This is a genomic window from Clostridium nitrophenolicum (assembly GCF_055391695.1).
On sequence record NZ_AP042469.1, the window covers coordinates 2,786,067 to 2,807,168 of the forward strand.

Sequence of the window (21,102 nt, forward strand, 5' to 3'; positions counted from 1 at the left end):
TTAATACATACATATTAGGAGGTATATAATGAACGTTGAAAAACTAAAAGATAATATTTACTGGGTTGGAGTAGCTGATCCAAAACTCAGAGTTTTCGATATTATAATGGAGACAAAAAAAGGAACAACTTATAATTCCTATTTAATTGATGATGAAAAAGTAGCAATAATTGATATTGTTAAAGATGGATTTTTTGATAAATATATTTCTAATATAAAGAGTGTTATAGGAGATAGAAAAGTTGATTACATAGTTGTTCAGCATACAGAGCTAGATCACAGTGGATCAATTGTCAATTTAATTAAAGAATATCCAGATGCAACAGTTGTAGCTTCAAGAGCAGCTTTGATTTATTTAAAAGACATAATAAATGCAGATTTCAAAAGCATGGAAGCACCAAAAGAATTAAGCCTTGGAAAAACTAATCTAAGGTTTATTGTAGCTCCAAATCTTCATTGGCCTGACACAATGTTTACTTATGCAGAAAATAAGGAAATGTTATTTACTTGTGATTTCTTAGGATGCCATTATTGTCCAGAAAAGTGCATAGTAGATGAATGTGTTGGTGACTATTTTGAAGAAATGAAATATTATTTTGATGTTATAATGGGACCATTTAAAAAATTTGTTTTAGCAGGTCTTGATAAAATAAAAGATTTAAAATATGACATGATTGCTACAAGCCATGGTCCAGTACATGTAACTGATATAGAGAAGTATGTTAACCTATATAGAGAATGGGCTACTGAAGAGGCAATAGCTGAAAAGAATGTTCAAGTATTCTATATTTCTGCTTATGGAAACACAAAAAAGGTAGCTGAGTATATGGCTGAAAAGATAAACTCTAAGGGAGTTAAAGCAGAAGCTCATGAAATAACATCAATGGATTTACCACAGTTAGTAACATTAGTTGAAAAGTCCAGTGGTATATTAATAGGATCACCAACAATAAATCAAGATGCTGTTAAACCAGCTTGGGATTTATTATCTGTAGTATGTGCTATTACTAATAGAGGAAAAGCAGCTGGAGCTTTTGGTTCCTACGGATGGAGTGGTGAAGGAGTACCAATGCTTACTAGTAGATTAAAATCTTTAAAGTTTAAAGTTGTGGAAGAAGGCTTTAAATTTAAATTCGTACCAAATGAGGAAGAATTGAAAAAAGCTGATGAGTTTATTGATAAATTTTTAGAATTAATGTAAAAAACATATATGCAGATAGGCTTCATTATAGCTTATCTGCATATATGTTTTTTATTGAATAATTTATTTTAAAAACCCAAATGTCCATGATAACAAATCTATACATAAATCAGCAGTTGTATCATCTTTATCTAAAAGAGGATTTAGTTCAACAAAATCCATCGATTTAACAAGCTTTGTTTCCATAAGATACTTTAGCATATATTTAACTTCAACTACATTCATTCCTTCTCTAACAGGAGTGCCTGTACCGGGAACATAATTAGAATCTAAACAATCAATATCAAAGCTTAGATGAACTGCTTTTATTCCTCTTTCAACAAGTTTTGAATTTACAATCTCCATTATTCTTTCAACACCTATTTGCTGTACATCTTCTGTAGAAAAAACTGTAAGGTTGTGTTTCTTAATTAGTTCCTTTTCACCTAAATCCAGGTCTCTTGCACCAATAATAAATATATTCTCAGGTTTTACTTTGCAGCCTTTGTTATATAAATCTATTAGTTCCTCAAATCCTAGGCCCATAGCTGCAGCTAATGGCATACCATGAACGTTACCTGTTGGTGAAGTCTCATGAGTGTTTATGTCTCCATGAGCATCAATCCATATAACAGCAATTTCATCATAAAATTTGCTGGCACCAGATATACTTCCAAGCCCTATAGAATGATCTCCACCGATTACAAGAGGAAAAGATTCTGCACAAAGGGAGCTGTAAACTTGATGAGCTAAGTTTTTATTTACGTCTACTATAGGCTTTAAATATTTCATTGTTGTATGAAAATTATACTTTTTTTCTTCTGGTATATTTTCAACGTAAATATCTCCACAGTCATATACGGTATGATTGTTTCTCGCCAAAACAGACACTATATTTTTTTCTCTAAGTTTCTTTGGTCCAAAGTCAGCACCCTTTTTGTCTGAACCAAAAAAAATTGGTACGCCAATTAAGCTAATGTTCATTGTAATTACCTCCATATATGAATTATCTTGTACGATACTTGATTATATACCAATTTGAAAAAATAAAAAGTAGTTTTTAAAAACACAGTATTTTCTAAAAATTCTAATATATTATATTTATTCATTTTGTTGAATGATAATTACTATAAAATTACCTTATATTGGTATAGTAGTCGAATGGGTGCATTACACTTCATGAAAAATAAAAAACTACTATAAATTTAAAGTTCCCAAATTCAATTAAAATTATATAGTATATCAAGTGTTTTTGAAGACCATTATAAGTAAAATGTTGAATTGAAGAAAAAAACTGCAAATAAAAATTATTTTTTTAAAGTATATTATTATGGATAGTTTAGTACTAAATATGCATTAAAATTTTTTATAAATTATTTTGTATTATATAAAAATATTGGTAAATCCGATACTGTTGTGTTAAAATAGTTACATTATTTTAATTCAAATGTTGTTTAAACTTTGAATTAATAACATAAAATATGAAAATAATATTGTAGGGGTTATACCATAATAATTATATTAATGAAACTCCTTCGCCTTTCAGCGAATGAGTAAGCGATCATCACAAAATCAACACGCTGTGTAAGTGACTATCACCAAATCATAGATTTGGGATATCTACTTAAGATTTTGGATGCCTGCTTAAATGATATAGCTTGCTGCAGAAATCTAAAGAATTGAGGAGATGAATATCAATGAACAAAGAAAAAATTATTGAATTTTTAGAAGCAAATAGTCTAAATGATATAGAGGAGATAAAATATAATGGCAATGCAGCTGTTATAAGATTTTGTTTTGACTTTGATGAAGCAGAACTAGAAGCAGCTAAGGCATATGCTAACGATGAAAGTGAAGATGAGGAAGAAGGAGAAGTATGGTATAATGATTTCTTCCTACCATATCTAAATGAACTGGCTATAGACAACGTAGGAGATATTATTGAAGACTTAATGGAAGAAGAAGATATAGAAGCACAGTTTGTATCCTATGAAGTAGACATGGAAAATTATGATTATAACGAATTTATAGCAGTATTTTATGAAAGCGGAACTGAAATTGATATAGATGAAGTTCTAGCTGAACTAGAAAAATAAAAACAAGAGAGCTAGCATGAGTATTATGCTAGCTTTTTATTTAAACTAAGTAATTCTAGATTATTGCTATTAACATTGTAAGATTCATTTACAGAAAAGGCTGCTGTGACTATATGATATTATTATGCTCTTGATATTTCAAAATTAGCTCGTCCAACTTTTGGCTACATTCAACTACATTTTTATCTGTAAGGTCATTCCTATTCATTAGTATATAGAGAGTTTCTTTTAACTTATTTATCTCCACATCTAATGTTTTTAAATCTTTTAAACTCCCATGAATATTCATTATCATTACCCCATATTTATACATTATTTTTGGTACTCTTATATTTTAGCAGATTATATAAATATAGTCATATCTTTTATTAGTCAAGGATATACATTTTGTAACAAAAATAAACAAGGAGCCTGTAGATAAGATGTGGATTACTATGTGGACTACATGTGGAGAGTCTGTGAGGTAAATGTGGAAAAAAGGAAAAATATGTCTTGATGCGTTGGTACACCACCCTGTGTTAAAAAATGGAATTAAAAAAATAATGTCTAAAAGTTTTTTGCTTTGAGCTATATTTTATAATATTAATTTAACATACTACATAAATAATATATTTTCTCTTACTCAAAAATATACCTAAAATGATAACTTTATAAATAATATAGGATTTAAAGCCGAAAGTTAAACTATATCTCTCTATAGATATCAACATGAGTATTTGACTTATTAGCGGCATTCATAGGGGTACCTCTTCTGTACTGCCAGATGTCCCCTTATGAATACCCTTTGTTAAGTCAATTATCGAAGTTGGATATCTATATAAGGATATATTTTCAACATTATATTATGTTAAAGGATTACAATGCTATATTAAAGCTTGTCTTATTGTATAAATGTGATATAATATTTAACTGTAAGTTGAATATTATATATACTTTATCTTAATAGTATATATTAGTTTGCATAATATTGAGTATAATTAATGTCATTTAGACATGGTAATAATATATGTATTTATTAGGAGGTATAACGGTATGCTTAATACAGATATAGCAATGGGATTAGCAAGAGTTACAGAAGCAGCAGCACTTTGTTCTGCAAAGCTTATGGGAAGAGGGGACAAGATAGCAGCAGATCAAGCAGCAGTAGATGGAATGGAAAAAGCTTTTGGAATGATGCCTGTTAGAGGAACAGTTGTTATTGGAGAAGGTGAATTGGACGAAGCTCCTATGCTTTATATAGGACAAAAAGTTGGTATAGGGGAAGAAAACATGCCTGAAATGGACATAGCTGTGGACCCTTTAGATGGAACAACATTAATAGCCAAGGGACTTCCAAACGCAGTGGCAGTTGTTGCAATGGGACCTAAGGGAAGTTTATTTCACGCACCAGATATGTATATGAAAAAGATAGCTGTAGGACCTGGTGCTAAAGGTGCTATAGATATAAATAAATCTCCAAAAGAAAATATAATAAATGTAGCTAAAGCATTGAATAAAGATGTTACAGAGCTTACTGTTATTGTTCAAGAAAGAGAAAGACATAATTATATTGTAGATGCTGCAAGAGAAGTGGGCGCAAGAGTTAAGTTGTTCGGAGAAGGAGATGTAGCCGCAGCCATTGCTTGTGGTTTTGAAAATACAGGAATAGATATTTTCATGGGTACAGGTGGCGCTCCAGAAGGAGTTATTGCCGCTGCAGCTATAAAGTGCCTAGGTGGAGAAATGCAAGCAAAATTAGAGCCGCATACTGATGAAGAAAGAGAAAGATGTGGAGCCATGGGCATTGATGATATAGATAGAGTTTTACTTATTGATGATTTAGTAAAACATGATGATGTGTATTTTGCAGCTACTGGTATAACAGATTGTGATCTTTTAAGAGGAGTAATATATTCAAAAAATGACTGGGCAACAACACATACTGTTGTTATGAGATCTAAGACAGGAACAATAAGATTTGTAGAAGCTCATCATGATTTAAACAGAAGTAGTTTAATTGTTAAATAAGGCATATGAAAAGAAATAATAGACGAGAATACTGGTCTATTATTTCTCTGATTATGCCTGATATATTAAAAAACCTGCCCGGCATATAATGCTTAGGCAGGTTTTTATTTTAATCTATAAATAATAATAATAAAATTCAGGTAAACTATTTTAAATTGTAATACAGATAACATGTTTAAAATAAAAAATATATAATGGATGATGTAAAAATATATTGTAAAATAAATTATATTGGTGATGATATGGTTTCAATAATAATTCCAGTTCTAAATGAGGAAAAAAGCATAGAGAAGTTACTAAAAAGTATAAACGATTTACAGGGCAAAAAAGAAGTAATAGTTGTAGATGGAAACAGTACGGATAATACTGCTTATATGGCATCAAAGTATGCAAAGGTTGTGAAAAGTGAAAAAGGACGAGCAAATCAGATGAATGCAGGGGCTAAAGAGGCTAATGGAGATATTTTATGGTTTGTTCATTCAGATTCCATATTACATAAAGATTGTATAGCGCTAATAGAAAGGTCTATTAAAAATGGTAATGACGGTGGAGGTTTCTCAATTTACTTTTATGATTTTAACACATTATTTATGAAATATATATCTGTAACTTCAAATATAAGAGCAAAGTATTTCAAAATACTATATGGGGATCAAGGAATATTTGTAAAAAAGGATATTTTTGAAACAATAGGTGGATATCCTAGAATAGAACTCATGGAAGATATAGAATTGTCTTTAAAGCTTAAGAAAATGGGAAAGATAGAATTACTAAAATGTCCTATAGGAACTTCTGGGAGAAGGTTTAAGAATGGAGGCCAGATTAGGACACATTTATTAATGCACAAAATTAGATTCTTATATATATGTGGAGTACCGCCTTATAAGTTAATTAAAATTTACAGGGAGGTTAGGTAATGAATGCACTTATATTAATGACAAGAATACCTATTCCGGGAAAAACTAAAACCAGACTTATGGGACTACTTACAGGAGAGGAATGTGCCAGAATTCATTATAGCTTTCTGCAAGATTTATTCTCTGTGTGTGACTTGTTAAAGCATGAGTTAGATATTTATATTACATATACCCCACAAGGGAATCTTTCAATTATAAAAAATATTATTCCAGAATACATAGAAGCTTTTCCTCAACAAGGCGAAGATTTAGGAGAAAGAATGGGGTATTCCATAAACAAACTTCTTAAGAAATACAATAAAGTTGTTTTGATAGGTACAGATATACCGGAACTTCAACCTCATCATATAAAAGAGGCCTTTGATGTGTTAGATGATAAAGATATATGCTTAGGACCAACGGTAGATGGAGGGTACTATCTTGTTGGTATGAAGAAAGCTCATGATGAGATCTTTAATAATAATATTGCTTGGGGGAAAAAATCTGTTCTTGAAGGTACCATAGATATTGCGAACAGAAGGGGACTGAAAGTAGGATTATCTTCAAAATGTAGAGACATAGACACCAAGAATGATTTGAAAATATTCATAGACAAGATAAAAGATGAAAAAGTTATCTGGGAAGCATATCCGCATAATACTGTAAGCTTTATAAATTCTCTAGAAGAAGATAGAATAAATACTTTGCAAATAGGCACCTAAAATTCTAGGTTTTAGGTGTGCTTTAAATTCTAATTAAGCTTAAAGCTTTGAAATTAGATAGACTAAGTATTTGTAGGTAAGTTAGACATAGGAGGTACGTACATGCTTAAGGATGAACTGAAAAATAGTATAATTGATTATATAAAGCAAAATCATATTACTAAACACTTAAATATGCAAAAGAATTTTAAGCTAGAATTTTTAGCACAAGGTGAATACAACATAAATTATACTATTGAGGATGAGCTACGTAAGTATGTATTTAGAGTTAATACTGGCAGTCAATTAGATCTTGAAAATCAGATTAGCTACGAATACAACGCGTTAAAGAGGTTAGAGATTAGTGGAGTTACTCCTAAGACGTACTTTGTTGATGATAACAAAGATTTTTTTGAGTATGGGATCTTAATTATGGAGTTTTTAAAGGGTAAGCCATTAGATTATAACAAAGATTTGTATAAGGCTTCAGAAATATTTTCTAAAATACATTCTATAAGTATAAATGAAGATGATTACAAGAGTTTTGTGGTGGAAAACAATATCTTTGAAGATAGAATAAAAGAAGGAAAAAGGTTATTGAATAGTTTTTTGAACTGTGATTATGCTCAAATTGAACAAAAGAACTTCTTTTATAAATTCTTGCAATGGCTTGAAGACAATAAATATAAAGAAATATATTTTACTGAAAATAAATGGCATGTTATTAATAATACTGAAGTTAATTCACATAACTTTATTATTGGAGATGAAAGAAATTACTTGATTGATTGGGAAAAGCCTGTTATAAGTGATCCCTGTCAGGACTTAACACAGTTTCTAGCAGAGACTACTACTCTATGGAAAACAGATTATATACTATCTAAGGATGAAAAAGAAAAATTCTTTAGAATTTACGAAGAAGGACTCCAAAATGGGGAAAAGGATATAAGAGAAAGAGTAGAGCTTTATACACCTTATCTTTATTTTAGAGCTTTATCCTGGTGTGCATATGCATGGATAGAGTATCAGAAACCTGATAAAGATATCAAAAATATGGAAACGTTAAAGAAAATAGAACAATACCTTGAATTGGACTTTATGAAAAAGCTCCTAAGTAGTTGGTTTTAAAGGAGGAAATAACAACCTTTGATGAAAAAAAATATATTTAATATAGACAATGAAAGCACAGTAGAAAATATAAAACAGCTAATGGAGGATTGCATAAATTGTAAGCTGTGTACGAAAGAATGTGAATTTCTAAAAGAATTTTCAGATAGCCCTAAGAAGCTTTTAAAGGGCATATTAAGTAATAAAAGCGTAGATACTCTAATTCCTTATTCCTGTAATATGTGCGGACTTTGCAGCAAGGTATGTCCTAAAGGCTTAAAACTTAATGATGTTTTTATGAAAATGAGAAAAGATATAGCTATTAAAAACAATGGTATGTCCACCTTAAAAGGCCATAGAGCTGTTCATATGCATCAAAAATTAAGTTTTTCAAAAGCTTTCAGCGGCTTAGTAATAGATGAGAACTCAAAAGAAGTTAAAAGAATATTTATGCCTGGCTGTAGCCTCAGTGCATATAGTCCGGAACTTGTGCATAAAGCTTACAATTATTTAAAAGAAAAGCTTCCCAGCACAGCACTGCTTATTGAGTGTTGTGGTAAACCTACAGAGTCCCTTGGTGAAGATGAACTATTTAAAGTAAGGTATAAAAAGCTTTTAGATGCTATAGAAAAAACTGGTGCTGAAGAGGTAATCACAGCCTGTCAATCCTGTTATGTGACATTTTCAAAGTATGGATTAAATCAAAGAATTAAGTCATTATGGACAGTATTTAAAGAAATTGATTTACCTGAAAGGTCAATTAACATTGGGACTCATAGTGATATAACCTTTACAATTCACGATTCATGTCCTACCAGGGACGTACCAGATATACATGATTCAATAAGATGGATAATGAATAGGTTAAATTATAAGATTGAGGAAATGAAATATACAAAAGAACGAACTAGATGCTGTGGCACAGGAGGAATGGTTTTGCCTGTAAATCCTGAAATATCACTTAAGTCCATAAAAAAAGTTGCAGATGAAGCTAATACAGACTATATTGTAACTTACTGCGCAAGTTGTAGAGAAGCAATGCTAAAGGGAGAAAAGAAATCACTTCATGTATTAGATTTAATTTTTGGTAACACTTGGACATGCAAAGATGAAGTGCCGAAAACAGCTAATACTATAACAAGCTGGTGTAATAGATATAAAGTTAAAGCAAGGGGGAATGGTAGTGAGTAAAAGTAAAAGTATTATTACAAAAATATTGATACTGATTCTTATAATATCCTTTATAGCTATTTGCTATAAGTGTGGTATATTCAAAAATTATGATTCTAATAGTATAAAAGACTATATTAATTCCTTTGGTATCCTTGCTCCAATTATCTATATAATAATGTTTACATTGGTACCTTTAACGCTTTTTCCTGATTCTATTTTGGCAGTATCAGGAGGAATGGCTTTTGGATTATTTTATGGTACAATATATACTACTATTGGGGCAGTATTTGGAGCTACACTATCCTTTTTTATGGCTAGATATTTGGGTAGAGATTTTGTAAACAAGCTGGTACATGGCAAAGGCAAGTGGTTTGAAGACGGAGTTGAAAAAAGAGGTTTTTTTATAGTATTGATGTTAAGGCTCATACCTTTAGTACCTTTTGATATTATAAGTTATGGAGCGGGATTGTCAAAAATAAAATTTAAGGACTTTTTATTTGGGACTGTAATTGGCATTATACCAGGTGTACTCATATTTACAAACATAGGAGATAAGTGCATAGATACATCTTCTTCAGATTTTATCATATCTATAGCTTTACTTATATTATTATTTGCATTTTCTTATATCATGAAGAAGAAAATATCCTTTAAAAATCTTCAAGAGAATATTGTCAAGGAATAATTGTAATAGAGAAGAAGGGTATTAACAAAACGCCCTTCTTTTTTATTACATTTAATTATATATGTTGAAGTAATATATTTATTAGTTATAATAGATATATCAATGATAATAAGATTTTGAGCTTATTATTATATTAGATATAGGGGAACTAACCAGAAAGTTAACTTATACAAAGGGATTATTTCTAAGCTTTAGACTAGCTAAAAGTCTTTAACGGACTGAAGCTTGAGAACATAGCTCGGGGTATAAGTTAATTTTCGGCCTTGTAACCCCATAGGAGGAATAATAATGGCAGAAACTAATTCTAATAAAGTATCAAAAATAACATATATACCAAAAGAAAAGTCAGTGCTGTTCATTTATTTTGTTGCAGTTCTATCTTTAGTGCTATTTGTAACCTGCGTAGGGGTAGTTGGGGACAGCGTCAAAAGTGGACAGGGACTTTGGGATACAAAAGCTATAAACTATGTTTATTCAATAAGGGATGCTTATTTAAACAAGTTTTTTATTATTATAACTAGTACAGGGGATCCTTTAACAGTTACTGTGATTACAGTGTTAATAAGTTCCGTTCTTTATTTTTTTCAAAGAAAAAGAGAAGCAGTTTTTTATATAGTCAATATTTTAGGAGTATGGGTGCTAAATGAGGGCATTAAAGCTATTGTGAGAAGACCAAGGCCTAGTGTAGTGAAATTGGTGCATGCTTCAGGATACAGTTTTCCAAGCGGCCACTCAATGGTTTTTATGACCTGCTCTCTTATACTGGTATTTTTTATATTAAGTTTTGCTAAAAACAAGATTTCTGCATATGTTTCAAGTACCTTTATAATTATATATGGGGTCATGGTAGGCTTAAGCAGGATTTATTTAGGTGTTCATTACTTAAGTGATGTTCTGGCGGGCTGGACCTTTGCTGCAGTTTGGACTTTAATAAGTGTGATGATATATATGAAGATAAGTGCTAAAGAAGAGATACAGTTTAGTGTAGACAATATTAACAATAATTACATGGGAAGTGAAAGATAAATAGCAAAACTAGTTGATATTTTTGAAGGAAATCCTTTATATGTTAAATATATTTAGGTATAATGTATTAGAAACAGTTATTCGGATATAATGGTCATTGAGTAAAATATAATTATAGTTAGATTAGGAGTGAACATAATGAAAATAGAAGAAGTAATAGAAAGAATAAATTTTTTATATAAAAAGAGCCAAAGTGAGGGGTTAACTGAAGAAGAAAAGATTGAACAGAAAAAACTAAGACAGCACTATATAGATAATGTGAAGAGAAATTTTAGGGCTCAATTAGATGGTATTAAGAAAGTTCCATCTAAAGATAAACTAAATTAAGGAGAGAGCATAGATGTCTGTAACAGTAAAGGATCTTATAAAGGATTTAAATTTAGAAGTTATAAATTATGGAGAAAACAATAATGAAATAACTGTCAGTGATATTAATAGGCCTGGTCTGCAATTTGCTGGTTTTTATAACTATTATGCTAACGAGAGAGTGCAAATAGTGGGAAAGACAGAGTGGAGTTTCCTAGATGCTATGCAGCCCGATTTAAGAAAAAAAAGAATGAAAAAGTATTTTGAGTTTGATATTCCATGCATTATAGTAACCAGAGACTTAGAACCTCATTCTGAATTTATGGAAAGCGCAATTCAACATAAAAGATGGGTTTTGAAAAGTGATAATATAACAACAAGATGTATAAGTAGAGTTATGAATTATTTAGATGATAAATTAGCACCGGATACAAGATTGCATGGTGTATTAGTGGATGTGTACGGCATAGGAATGCTTATTACAGGAGAGAGTGGAATAGGTAAAAGTGAAACTGCACTGGAACTAATTAAAAGAGGACATAGACTGGTAGCAGACGATGCTGTTGATATAAAGGAAATAGATGGAGTTTTACATGGTACTTCACCGTATATAACTTCAGGCATGATAGAAGTAAGAGGTATGGGAATAATTGATATACCAGCACTTTATGGGTTAAGTTCTATTTTGAAAAGTAAGACAATAAATATTGTCATATATTTGGAACAGTGGAAAGAAGATGAAAATTATGATAGACTAGGGATAGATAAAGAATATGTGAATATTCTCAATGTGCCTGTAAGAAAATTAACGGTTCCAATAAGACCGGGAAGAAACCTTGCTGTAATCATTGAAGCAGCTGCAGCAAATTATAGATATAGTTTTATAACTAATATTACTCCAGTAGATATTATAGGCCAAAGAATGATCGAGGAAAAGGAAAGAAGGGAGCATAGTGGAGAGTAAAAAGGACATTAGGAGAATTATTAAAGACAAGAGATCTTCTATAACTGCAGAGGAAAGAGAAAAATTAAATCAAACCATATATGAGAAGGCTATAAATAGCGAATATTACAAAAATGCAAAAACTATATTTATATTTATTAGCTTTAAGGATGAAGTTGATACTCTTGGCATTATTAAAAAGTCTTTAGAGGATGGTAAAATAGTATGTGTACCTAAGGTAATATCAAAGCAAGAGGGTATGGTAGCTATTAGAATTAATAACTTTGAAGATATGGCTGTGAGCAGCTATGGTATATTAGAGCCTAAAAATACAACTAATATCATAAAGGAGAATTTAGTAGATTTGACTTTTGTCCCAGGTCTTGCTTTTGATAAAAAGGGTGGAAGAATCGGCTATGGCGGAGGCTTCTATGATAGGTTTTTGAAAGATATGAAGAGTGATGCAAAGAAAATCGGATTGGCATACAGCTTTCAAATAATAGATGAAGTGCCAATGGAAGAACATGATTTATTTATAGATGGAATAATTACTGATTAAAAGACTTGCCAAGGCAAGTCTTTTAATTAAATGCTGTTAAGTTTTTCTAAAAATAGCTCAATACCTTTTTCATCTAAAAATACTTCTCCGACAGTAGAGGCGTGTTTTGAATCGTTATTAGCTATACCGTGGAAATCAGAACCAGCGGTAACTATTTTATTGTATTTGTTTGCGTAATTTAATAACCTTTCACTATCTTCTTTAGTATTAATTGAGTATATAGCTTCAATACCATGAAAGGGAAGCTTTAAAAGATCTTCTAAGTTTATTCTTTTTATCAATACTGGGTGCGCCAGCACAGTTAAGGCATTCATAGATTGCAGAAGTTTTATACCTTCTTCGGTGCTCAACTTTTTGTTTGGGATGTAAGCTGGGCTATCATCTCCAATGAAATTTTCAAATATATCATCCCAACTGTAGTCATATCCCTCTTCCAATATAGCTTTAGCAATATGAGGTCTTGCCACTATGCCATGAGCATCCTCTAATATCTTTTCATAATCAAGCTTTATATTAAAAATATCCTTTAAGTTCTCGACTATCTTTTTAGCTCTGAATATTCTGTAATCATTCATTTCCTTAAGAAAGTCTTTAAAATTATCATTTATTTTGCTCACATCACTAAAATATCCTAGGATGTGTACAGTTTTACCATTATACAATGTAGAAAGTTCCACACCAGGTATAACTTTTATTCCTACGCTTTCGCCATATTGTACCGCTTCTTCTACCCCAGCAATTGTATCATGGTCTGTTATAGCTATAATATCTACACCTTCTTGTTTTGCTAAGTTAACTAGCTCTATAGGAGATAGCTTACCATCAGAGTTTTTGGTGTGTAGATGAAAATCACCTTTTTTATACAATTAAAATCACCTTCTTGTTAAAATATACTGTAGTACTATTATAGACCCTCAGCTATATGTTTTGCAAAAATTTTTGCTTTATTTTCAATTCCTTCAATTTTAAATATGGAATTAGGGTCATTAGCTGTCTCAGTAATTATAGCATAAGGTGGAAGCATAAAACCTTTGTTAATATTTAAAGCTCCAATAAGTTGTTTGGCTACAGAGTCGCTGCCAGAGTTTCCTGACACAATAACGCCGAAGGTCGACTTATCATGAAAGCCAGTTTTATGATATAAAACTGTAAGTCTGTTTATTGTAGCAGTTAAGTTCGCTGCAATTGCATCATTATAGTTTGGACATAGCCATACTATTGAATCCGCTTTTTCAATAGCAGGAAGTACATTTTCTGTTATAAATCCTCCATAAAAGCAGCGATTCTTTTTACCATAGTGAAGGCATAAGGTATATGAACATCCTTTACAATCTAATATTTTACCATTTTCAATTTGAATCTCATTAATTATAAAATTAGTTAAGTTCTTAGAAGCCATATGCCATAGTTCAAGCGTATTTGAAGCTTTGTGTGGTGAAGAATATAATACTGTAATGTTTTTTCCAGTTTTATCATGAGAAACATTTTTATAGTCTAAAAGTCTTTTACCAAGGTTATTACATAAATGAATACATATATCCTTAAGTGGAATCTGAAGAGTTTTTTGCCAGGTTAAAAAGTTTCGTAAGCTTTCGGTGGCTTCAACTAAAGGGTGCCCTATAAAGCTGCATCCGAGGTTATTAGTCATAAAAACTATGTCTTGAGCGGCTCCTTTAGTACCAAGCTCACTTGAACTATGAACAAGTAGGGAGGCTATTGAACCATAAAAAATGTCATTACCTTTATTCTTTAGTGATTCGAAAAATTTAAGCATTGGTAAATCAAAGCCTGTAAATCCTAACTCCAGTACAAATAATATTTTTTTATCCTTCAAGCATAGACAATCTTTGAACTCTCTTATATATATGACAGAATCAAAATTCCTACTAAAGGCTTCTATCATAAGTTGAAGCTGTTCAGATAAATCTTCATTTGGAGCTATAACATACAGAATTTCCATACCATCACCCCGCAATATATTTAATTTATTGTATAGGGAAACTAACTAGAAAATTAACATATCCGGTTGTATAAGTTAACTTTCGGGCTAGAAACCCTATAGTAGAGAATTATAGGTTTCTAATAGTTTCTTATATAGGCTATCAGGCATATTTTTATAGGTTTCCAGCTCTATGCCACCGGGAAGCAATCTATTTCTGCATCCCATAAAAGTCCCTCCTATAAAAGTAGCACTATAATGCCAATCACCTTTTATTGTAGCTATAAGAGAGAATGCTCCAGAGGATAAAGCAGGAGCTATATAAGGCTTAAATCCTATAGACCGAACCTCTAAGTTAGCTTTTTTTGTTTTAGTCGTTAAGTACTCTGATAGCCCTTCATTATAGTTATCTATACTATCTGCTATTATGAGTCCTTCACCATGAGGACCAAAGGCTCTACCATATTCTAGATAGTGTTTACAATCATCTCTCTGTTTGGCATAATAACACGCTCTGGCATTCATTACACCAAGTCCATAACCTCTAATCTGCTCTGGCATGAGAGAAGGGCACTGATCAGAGGTGTATTTAATACCTTCTTCAAAAACTGTTTTACAAAGTAAGTCTACAGGGTCAGAAACTACTGCAAAGATACCTTTAAAGTTGTTCTTGGCAGCTAGATTTGTGTAGTAACTAATAATTTTTGAGTTACCTTGAAACTGTGTAAGCCTCACATCTGAAATTTCATTGCCAACCTCAGGTACGCCAACAGACACACAAAAGACAAACATATCGCAGTTAAATAAATCTTCTTCTTTCACAGCATAAACGGTGGGATAATTACTGTTATAATCCGGCGGTAGAATTTGATTACACTCATACTCCCATCTTGTTACTTTATTTTCATCCTTATCGTATATATTTATATGGGATATACAGTCTCCACCTAAAAGCCTAAGTCCGGTAATCAGCGTTCCGCCTACATCACCAAGACCAACAACTGTGAGACTCCATTTTTTTGTGGGTTTTATATTTTCACATATTATAGGAAAATGTGAATCTAGAGCTTCCTGCCAATCCTTATAAGCAGTATTTATAGAAGTAACATTTCTATTATATATATGTTCTGTTATCCAATCAGGAATATTTAGATTATGATTAGTTACATCTTTTAGAAGTTCCAAGTTTTCTTTTTCTATAAATAAATTACTTGTAGATGTTACACAATAGGACCTTCTAGATTTATATTGATCAATATTATTTAACGAGAAGATTCTTCCACTAAAATTTTTAGCAGATTCCTCCGTAATTTCCTGGAGATCATACTTTTCATTTGAAATTAATAGTTTATTTTTTAATGTGTAGTAAAATAAGTCTTTAGACATATATCAATCTAGTCCTTTCATCAAATTTTATTTAGTATTATTTAAATGCATGGCTAAGCCTTAATAAAAGTTCAAGATCATTTTTTAAATAGCTGGAGGCATTTAGATTTAAGTTATATTCCATATTTTCTCCGTGTTCAGGGCATCTAGGTATTGTAAGTACTTGGCCTAAGGAGCCTAGAGTTAAATTTTTTTCCTCCATTGAATGAAATTCACTTTCTAATACTTCCAGTATGTTGATAGAGTTTTCTATACAAGTTTTAGATAAATTATATATATCCGCTTTTGAGGATTTTCTGATAAAAGCAGGGTAAGTATATGGTAAAATTAAGTTTATAGATGGCAGAAGGTTTCTCTCAGGATAAACGCCGCGCCATAATGCATCTCCTCCTATAAAGGGATATAAAGAATTCTCATTAAACCATATTTTAAGTCTTGGTATAAAATATACGCTATCAACTTGTCTGTTCTGCATATCCATTAAATCTTTTCCTCTTCCAGACAAAACTCCAACAATAATCTTTTGTACTTTTACATCCTCATTTTTAAAAATAGGATCTAAAGCCTTTATTCTATATCCTTTATGAAGTAGATCATCTACTAATATAACTGTGCGATTAAAGGATTTTATCATTTTTACTTGAGTTTTTAGATCAAGGTAGTGAGGAAATTCTCCAATAATAAATCTTCTCATATCAGGATAAAAGAGCTTTTCTGTATGCAGTGATTTTGTCACCGTATTTGGTATTACGTACCTTCTCAATATATCTCCATAAGGTACACACATGGATGGTCCTAGCTTTTTAGGAAGAACTGTTTGAGTTGGTACACCATTTTCTTCGCATATTTTTCTTATCATATTTTGATATACAAAGTTAACATCAAAGGGAATAAGCAGTTCTCCAGGATAAAGCTTTATAATGGCTTCCTGCAGTTTCTTTCGTGAAGTAGATAATACATTTCTTACCCTAGGATTGCTTCTAAAAGGCTCTTTTATTATATTTTGTATGTCAAGATTTAGTATACAAGGAGTACTCATATTAACTGCAAAAACAGGGTTACTTTCATCACAAAAGGGAATTTTAATAAATCCATTTAGTTTAAGTAAATCATATATGCTGTCAGAGCAAAATTTATTGCTGAATATATTTTTAAATATACCATACTCATAATCCCTTGAAATGCACGAAGTCAAAGTTTCTGTAAGTAATATTTGCTCTAGTTCATTGTTTTTATCGTAATTTTTTATATATAAGCCATCTATCAGTATTATTCTTCCTACACTATTTTCACGTATATACTGTGATACCTCAGAGTTTCTAAATTCATCGTACAAAGTAGCAGAACGAATCCAATGAAAAACAGAGAAACCTAGGATTTGGTTAGTATTGGTATTTTTTAATAGCATTATTCTAGCTGAAGGTTTAGAAGATATAGATATAAGCTTTTCTTTAAACTCTTCATCTGACTCAGATATACTTTCGCATATTATATTTATGAAATCAGCAGAAAGAATATCAATAACCTCTGTATCCAGCCAAGGAGATTTTATTAATGACTTATCTTGTGCTTCTCTTTGATAAAAACCATTATCATAAATATACTGTTGTGCTAAGGGGTCTACAAGACTAGAAATATCTCTATTTTCATCTATATAGCTTCTTATTTGTGTAGAGCTCAGCTCTGAGTATTTAGATGATAATGTAAGAACTATAACATCTTTTTCTATATTTTTTACTGCACTGCTAAATTTCTTGCTTTTACCTCTCTCAAAAATTATATGAGCAAAAGTATGGATAGAATTCTCCGTCTTAGGCAATTTATAGCTTGATGCATTTAAGAGAACATCACTTCCTATAGCAATATATACCTCAGAGTCTAGAAAATTTTCTCTTAAGATCTTTAGACTATCTGGATTTGCTATATTTGTTGGAAGAATATCAGGGTAAATATATATATTAAGTTCATCTGAAATAGACATATTAACTAAGTTTCTTCTTAAAAGACTAGGAAGCGTTTTTTTAGACCAAGAGAACTCATCAATGGCTAGATACACTTCGAAGCCTAAATCCCTTATATATTTTGCAATTTCTTTGTGACTAAGAGAGAATGGATCAAAAGTTCCAGGGAAAAATGCAATCTTTTCTGGGAGAGGTATATCTATCTTTCCATGAAAAAAGTTAAAATCTGATATAAATCTATATATATGATTTAAACTTGCTGATCTTGTTAAAAATAGAAGTTCCGCATTTTCATTACTTGTAATTAATGTAAGTACTTTTTTAGCTATAAGTTTAAATATATCAGCCTTTTTCTTTAGTCCAAGATATGGAGCGCCAAAAATATCTTTACCTATAACACTAAAGGCTGCTTGTTTAACCTGAGGATCATAATTTCCTAGACCATTAAGGAGAATTCCGAACATTTTATTTAGTCTTTTATAATAAGAATTTTCATTTTCCTCAAATCTGTCTTTATAAAGATCATAGTATGAAATAGTTATTCCTATAGTCTTCAATATTAGTGACTTAAGATTAATATTAGATGATTTAATCTTCACTATGGAATCATTAATTACCTCATCTAATTCTTTAGGTTGAAGCCATAGGATTGCTTGACCAGCGTATCGTGGTATATATTCAGTAAATTTGTTTCCCTCAATTTCAAGTGCACGGAATAATTCTACAGCCACTTCATTTCGTTCTGCTAAAGTTAGATAAGGCATAATCATTAAAACTGCGCTTCCAGCTCTATTCCTAACACTCTCTATTGCACTTACCTTTAACAGATTACAAAAATGTATAGCTGTATGGAGTCCAGTAGATTGGGAATTATTTAATGCATGATCTAAAAGTAATTCTACTTGATTTCTTTTCCTAATCCAGTCGGTGGCAGTTTTTAGGTTACTTAAGAATATATCTGTTACAGTGTTTTTATTTAATTGACAGTGTGACTTAAAGTACTCTATATTCTTTTTTATATTTAAGGCATTATTTATTTTATAAAGTAAAAGGTTTTCAGCAGGAACCTTGCTTTTTTTAGTTATATTTAAGAAATGCTGCCTTAACTTTTGTATAAATGGATGTTCTGTCGGAAGCTCATGAATTAAACTCAGCATAGTTTCTAATGCTTCGAGTCTGGTAACACTACTTCTCTTTGTCAATTTAGAAAATACATAATAATAAATTATATCAATATCATCTTCATATGCATCAAAAGGTATATATTTAACAGTTTCTAGTAAGAACAAGTCGCAATCACTGCTTTTATATCTTTCGTCTTTATAAAAATTGAATATGATTTCTTTATAGATCTTATAATAGGATCTTTTTCTGCAATTTACAAATAGGGAATTCACCATGATACTTATGCTGTATCCTATATTGAATCTATGAGAGGGTATAACCTTATGTCCAGGAGAAAGCATTAATTCAAAGTATTCCTTTAGCAGATCAACACTACAAATAGAACTAGTTTCTAATTTTACGTTTTCCGGAATTTCTTTTCTATACTCCTCATCGAAAATAGCAATGAGGCTTCCTATTAATTCAGCACAATGTCTTCGTATATCATCTTCAGGATGTACTAGATTTTCATATAAAAATTTAATAGTTTGAAGTTTTTGTTTTTGAGTAAGATATGTGGAATATTCTTGAAATATTCTTACGTATTCTCTTAAGTTTTTCCAATCCTTTTCGCTCCTTGCCATTTCTAATAAGGCATCAAGTGAGTATTCGTCACGAAGGTGATACATTAGGTTTATATTATGACTTATAGAAAGATATTTTAGATTTTGCACAATTCCATTTCCTTGAAATAGGGTATAGTGCTGTTTTGGTATTTTTGATAGAATAAACTTTGATTTAGGTTCAGTATCTATGCCTAAATTAATAAGAAAATCTTCGAAGTCTTTCAATTTAGAATAAACTCTTTTATATCTTTTGCTTTTCTCACCAGTAACATTTTCAAGTTTGTTTAAAATAACGTGAAAAGAGTCCTCAAGGGGATAAACCTTCATTTTAGCTTTTCCATTTATATATTCATCTTTTATTCTAAAATCAGAATATATAAGAAGCAGGGATTCAATAGATAGATTTTCAAGCTCTAAATCCCAGGTAGAGTGATTAATAGCTATATTCCTTATATAATTTATTCCATATCTTTTAAACCATTGATCTGTATAGTAATAGTGGAGCCTAGGAACCCGTTTTAACTCCATTCCTTTGCATCCATACTTTCCTATGTCATGCCCTCCGGCAGCACCTGAAACTCTACCTAAGTCTACTGGTGTTCCGATGGATTTTAATTGACGTGCGATAAATAATGAAAGATAATGAACGCCGCATACATGATCTAGTGTAGTAAAACCAGTTATTTCTCCGTTTATCTTCATCATTTCATAAGAGTAATTGTCGTTAAAAGCTCTAACAAATCTTCTATATTCTTCTGGGTGCTCAAGCTCATTTTCTTCTTGCAGAGTTAAAAAGTTCATAGCATATAAGCTTTGCCAAGTTCCATCAGAAGAATCTTTCTGAACTTCACAGATTACACGAAAAATTCTTAAAAATGTCTCACAGGATGAAATTAACTCATCTAGTAGTTTTACAGAGACAGTTTCAGGGAAATTTTTGTATAAAGTGTATTGATGTATATAACTAAGCCAATCAGAAGGTGCTTTTTCTTTTGCTAACTCATTAAGCAGAGGTAAGCACAACTCAAGAGTTTTTTTAGCAGTAAAGTTATTTGTTTCTATGAGGTCTTTTAAAGCATCAGAAAAGTTCTTGTTTCTAAAATGTTTATCTATTAAATATTTATCTATATTGAATTTTTGCAGCCATTTTGCACTAGTCAGTCTTCTTATAATTCTATTGTAAATTTCAACAAATGGTATGCTGTTCATTTTGTCCTCCTTAATACATTGTTTACAGAAAATTATATACTTTTACCATGTTTTTTTAAAGTCATTAAAGTGAAATTTTTCAAGATATGATGAAATGAAGAAAGAATTTAAAATAGTCTTGGTCAACTCCAAGACTATTTATATAAGCTTCAGCTAAGCTTAAGATTATACTATCACTATTAGAAGGCGTATATATAA

Annotated in this window: 18 protein-coding genes; 12 read left to right on the forward strand and 6 right to left on the reverse strand. The window is 30.9% G+C overall.

The annotated features are described in order from the left end of the window. Window positions 1-28 precede the first annotated feature (28 nt). Entirely contained in the window at window positions 29-1,201 is a 1,173-nt protein-coding gene (locus ACZ5N4_RS13155) for an FprA family A-type flavoprotein (RefSeq protein WP_464210607.1), read from the forward strand. A gap of 63 nt (window positions 1,202-1,264) precedes the next feature. Here ACZ5N4_RS13155 and rocF read toward each other — a convergent pair whose 3' ends face one another. Continuing rightward, the gene (rocF, locus tag ACZ5N4_RS13160) at window positions 1,265-2,164 is read right to left on the reverse strand and encodes an arginase (RefSeq protein WP_464210608.1); all 900 of its coding nucleotides are present in this window, start codon (window positions 2,162-2,164) and stop codon (window positions 1,265-1,267) included. A 713-nt stretch (window positions 2,165-2,877) separates the two neighbouring features. On the opposite strand from rocF, the gene ACZ5N4_RS13165 reads away from it, so the two are divergent. Further along, window positions 2,878-3,276 carry a hypothetical protein gene (locus tag ACZ5N4_RS13165; RefSeq protein WP_178907639.1) on the forward strand — a complete coding sequence of 133 codons (399 nt, stop codon included), beginning with the start codon at window positions 2,878-2,880 and terminating at the stop codon, window positions 3,274-3,276. A gap of 109 nt (window positions 3,277-3,385) precedes the next feature. On the opposite strand, the gene ACZ5N4_RS13170 is transcribed toward ACZ5N4_RS13165, so the two are convergent. After that, complete coding sequence (locus ACZ5N4_RS13170) at window positions 3,386-3,565, reverse strand: aspartyl-phosphate phosphatase Spo0E family protein (RefSeq protein WP_464210610.1); 180 nt, start codon at window positions 3,563-3,565, stop codon at window positions 3,386-3,388. A gap of 743 nt (window positions 3,566-4,308) precedes the next feature. Between ACZ5N4_RS13170 and glpX the strand changes: the two genes are divergently transcribed. The 10 genes from glpX to ACZ5N4_RS13220 all read left to right on the forward strand — a co-directional run bounded on the left by glpX (window position 4,309) and on the right by ACZ5N4_RS13220 (window position 12,679). Beyond that, window positions 4,309-5,283, forward strand: a complete 975-nt coding sequence (glpX, locus tag ACZ5N4_RS13175; protein WP_464210612.1) for a class II fructose-bisphosphatase — start codon at window positions 4,309-4,311, stop codon at window positions 5,281-5,283. A gap of 242 nt (window positions 5,284-5,525) precedes the next feature. Continuing rightward, window positions 5,526-6,200, forward strand: coding sequence for a TIGR04283 family arsenosugar biosynthesis glycosyltransferase (locus tag ACZ5N4_RS13180; protein ID WP_464210931.1), 675 nt, complete (start codon window positions 5,526-5,528; stop codon window positions 6,198-6,200). Further along, window positions 6,200-6,901 carry a TIGR04282 family arsenosugar biosynthesis glycosyltransferase gene (locus tag ACZ5N4_RS13185; RefSeq protein WP_464210614.1) on the forward strand — a complete coding sequence of 234 codons (702 nt, stop codon included), beginning with the start codon at window positions 6,200-6,202 and terminating at the stop codon, window positions 6,899-6,901. The genes ACZ5N4_RS13180 and ACZ5N4_RS13185 overlap by 1 nt, the downstream gene beginning before the upstream one ends. A gap of 102 nt (window positions 6,902-7,003) precedes the next feature. After that, window positions 7,004-8,008, forward strand: a complete 1,005-nt coding sequence (locus ACZ5N4_RS13190; RefSeq protein ID WP_464210616.1) for a phosphotransferase — start codon at window positions 7,004-7,006, stop codon at window positions 8,006-8,008. 21 nt (window positions 8,009-8,029) lie between these two features. Then, window positions 8,030-9,178, forward strand: coding sequence for a (Fe-S)-binding protein (locus ACZ5N4_RS13195; RefSeq protein ID WP_464210933.1), 1,149 nt, complete (start codon window positions 8,030-8,032; stop codon window positions 9,176-9,178). After that, on the forward strand, window positions 9,165-9,845 hold the full coding sequence (locus tag ACZ5N4_RS13200) for a TVP38/TMEM64 family protein (RefSeq protein WP_464210618.1): 681 nt from the start codon (window positions 9,165-9,167) through the stop codon (window positions 9,843-9,845). The genes ACZ5N4_RS13195 and ACZ5N4_RS13200 overlap by 14 nt, the downstream gene beginning before the upstream one ends. Window positions 9,846-10,133: 288 nt before the next feature. After that, a complete protein-coding gene (locus ACZ5N4_RS13205) occupies window positions 10,134-10,871 on the forward strand; it encodes a phosphatase PAP2 family protein (RefSeq protein ID WP_464210620.1) in 738 nt (245 codons plus the stop codon). Window positions 10,872-11,009: 138 nt separating this feature from the next. After that, the gene (locus tag ACZ5N4_RS13210; RefSeq protein WP_464210622.1) at window positions 11,010-11,198 is read left to right on the forward strand and encodes a DUF896 domain-containing protein; all 189 of its coding nucleotides are present in this window, start codon (window positions 11,010-11,012) and stop codon (window positions 11,196-11,198) included. A 13-nt stretch (window positions 11,199-11,211) separates the two neighbouring features. Then, window positions 11,212-12,141 carry an HPr(Ser) kinase/phosphatase gene (hprK, locus tag ACZ5N4_RS13215; RefSeq protein WP_464210624.1) on the forward strand — a complete coding sequence of 310 codons (930 nt, stop codon included), beginning with the start codon at window positions 11,212-11,214 and terminating at the stop codon, window positions 12,139-12,141. Beyond that, window positions 12,131-12,679 carry a 5-formyltetrahydrofolate cyclo-ligase gene (locus ACZ5N4_RS13220; RefSeq protein WP_464210626.1) on the forward strand — a complete coding sequence of 183 codons (549 nt, stop codon included), beginning with the start codon at window positions 12,131-12,133 and terminating at the stop codon, window positions 12,677-12,679. Before hprK ends, ACZ5N4_RS13220 begins: the two co-directional genes overlap by 11 nt. A 26-nt stretch (window positions 12,680-12,705) precedes the next feature. On the opposite strand, the gene ACZ5N4_RS13225 is transcribed toward ACZ5N4_RS13220, so the two are convergent. The 4 genes from ACZ5N4_RS13225 to ACZ5N4_RS13240 all read right to left on the reverse strand — a co-directional run bounded on the left by ACZ5N4_RS13225 (window position 12,706) and on the right by ACZ5N4_RS13240 (window position 20,904). Further along, window positions 12,706-13,545: a PHP domain-containing protein gene (locus ACZ5N4_RS13225; RefSeq protein ID WP_464210628.1), complete on the reverse strand. Its 840-nt coding sequence runs from the start codon at window positions 13,543-13,545 to the stop codon at window positions 12,706-12,708. A 38-nt stretch (window positions 13,546-13,583) separates the two neighbouring features. Beyond that, the gene (locus ACZ5N4_RS13230; RefSeq protein ID WP_464210630.1) at window positions 13,584-14,639 is read right to left on the reverse strand and encodes a flavodoxin family protein; all 1,056 of its coding nucleotides are present in this window, start codon (window positions 14,637-14,639) and stop codon (window positions 13,584-13,586) included. Between the two features lie 96 nt (window positions 14,640-14,735). Next, window positions 14,736-16,004, reverse strand: a complete 1,269-nt coding sequence (locus ACZ5N4_RS13235; protein WP_464210632.1) for a lactate/malate family dehydrogenase — start codon at window positions 16,002-16,004, stop codon at window positions 14,736-14,738. Window positions 16,005-16,041: 37 nt separating this feature from the next. Next, window positions 16,042-20,904 carry a nucleotidyl transferase family protein gene (locus ACZ5N4_RS13240; protein WP_464210634.1) on the reverse strand — a complete coding sequence of 1,621 codons (4,863 nt, stop codon included), beginning with the start codon at window positions 20,902-20,904 and terminating at the stop codon, window positions 16,042-16,044. Window positions 20,905-21,102: the final 198 nt, after the last annotated feature.

Coding starts and splice junctions, on each gene's coding strand:
- ACZ5N4_RS13170 (WP_464210610.1), bottom strand. CDS start 3,565: ATGAATATTCATGGGAGTTTAAAAGATTTAAAAACATTAGATGTGGAG.
- hprK (WP_464210624.1), top strand. CDS start 11,212: ATGTCTGTAACAGTAAAGGATCTTATAAAGGATTTAAATTTAGAAGTT.
- ACZ5N4_RS13230 (WP_464210630.1), bottom strand. CDS start 14,639: ATGGAAATTCTGTATGTTATAGCTCCAAATGAAGATTTATCTGAACAG.
- ACZ5N4_RS13165 (WP_178907639.1), top strand. CDS start 2,878: ATGAACAAAGAAAAAATTATTGAATTTTTAGAAGCAAATAGTCTAAAT.
- ACZ5N4_RS13180 (WP_464210931.1), top strand. CDS start 5,526: ATGGTTTCAATAATAATTCCAGTTCTAAATGAGGAAAAAAGCATAGAG.
- ACZ5N4_RS13235 (WP_464210632.1), bottom strand. CDS start 16,004: ATGTCTAAAGACTTATTTTACTACACATTAAAAAATAAACTATTAATT.
- ACZ5N4_RS13155 (WP_464210607.1), top strand. CDS start 29: ATGAACGTTGAAAAACTAAAAGATAATATTTACTGGGTTGGAGTAGCT.
- rocF (WP_464210608.1), bottom strand. CDS start 2,164: ATGAACATTAGCTTAATTGGCGTACCAATTTTTTTTGGTTCAGACAAA.
- glpX (WP_464210612.1), top strand. CDS start 4,309: ATGCTTAATACAGATATAGCAATGGGATTAGCAAGAGTTACAGAAGCA.
- ACZ5N4_RS13185 (WP_464210614.1), top strand. CDS start 6,200: ATGAATGCACTTATATTAATGACAAGAATACCTATTCCGGGAAAAACT.
- ACZ5N4_RS13190 (WP_464210616.1), top strand. CDS start 7,004: ATGCTTAAGGATGAACTGAAAAATAGTATAATTGATTATATAAAGCAA.
- ACZ5N4_RS13200 (WP_464210618.1), top strand. CDS start 9,165: ATGGTAGTGAGTAAAAGTAAAAGTATTATTACAAAAATATTGATACTG.
- ACZ5N4_RS13240 (WP_464210634.1), bottom strand. CDS start 20,904: ATGAACAGCATACCATTTGTTGAAATTTACAATAGAATTATAAGAAGA.
- ACZ5N4_RS13195 (WP_464210933.1), top strand. CDS start 8,030: ATGAAAAAAAATATATTTAATATAGACAATGAAAGCACAGTAGAAAAT.
- ACZ5N4_RS13210 (WP_464210622.1), top strand. CDS start 11,010: ATGAAAATAGAAGAAGTAATAGAAAGAATAAATTTTTTATATAAAAAG.
- ACZ5N4_RS13205 (WP_464210620.1), top strand. CDS start 10,134: ATGGCAGAAACTAATTCTAATAAAGTATCAAAAATAACATATATACCA.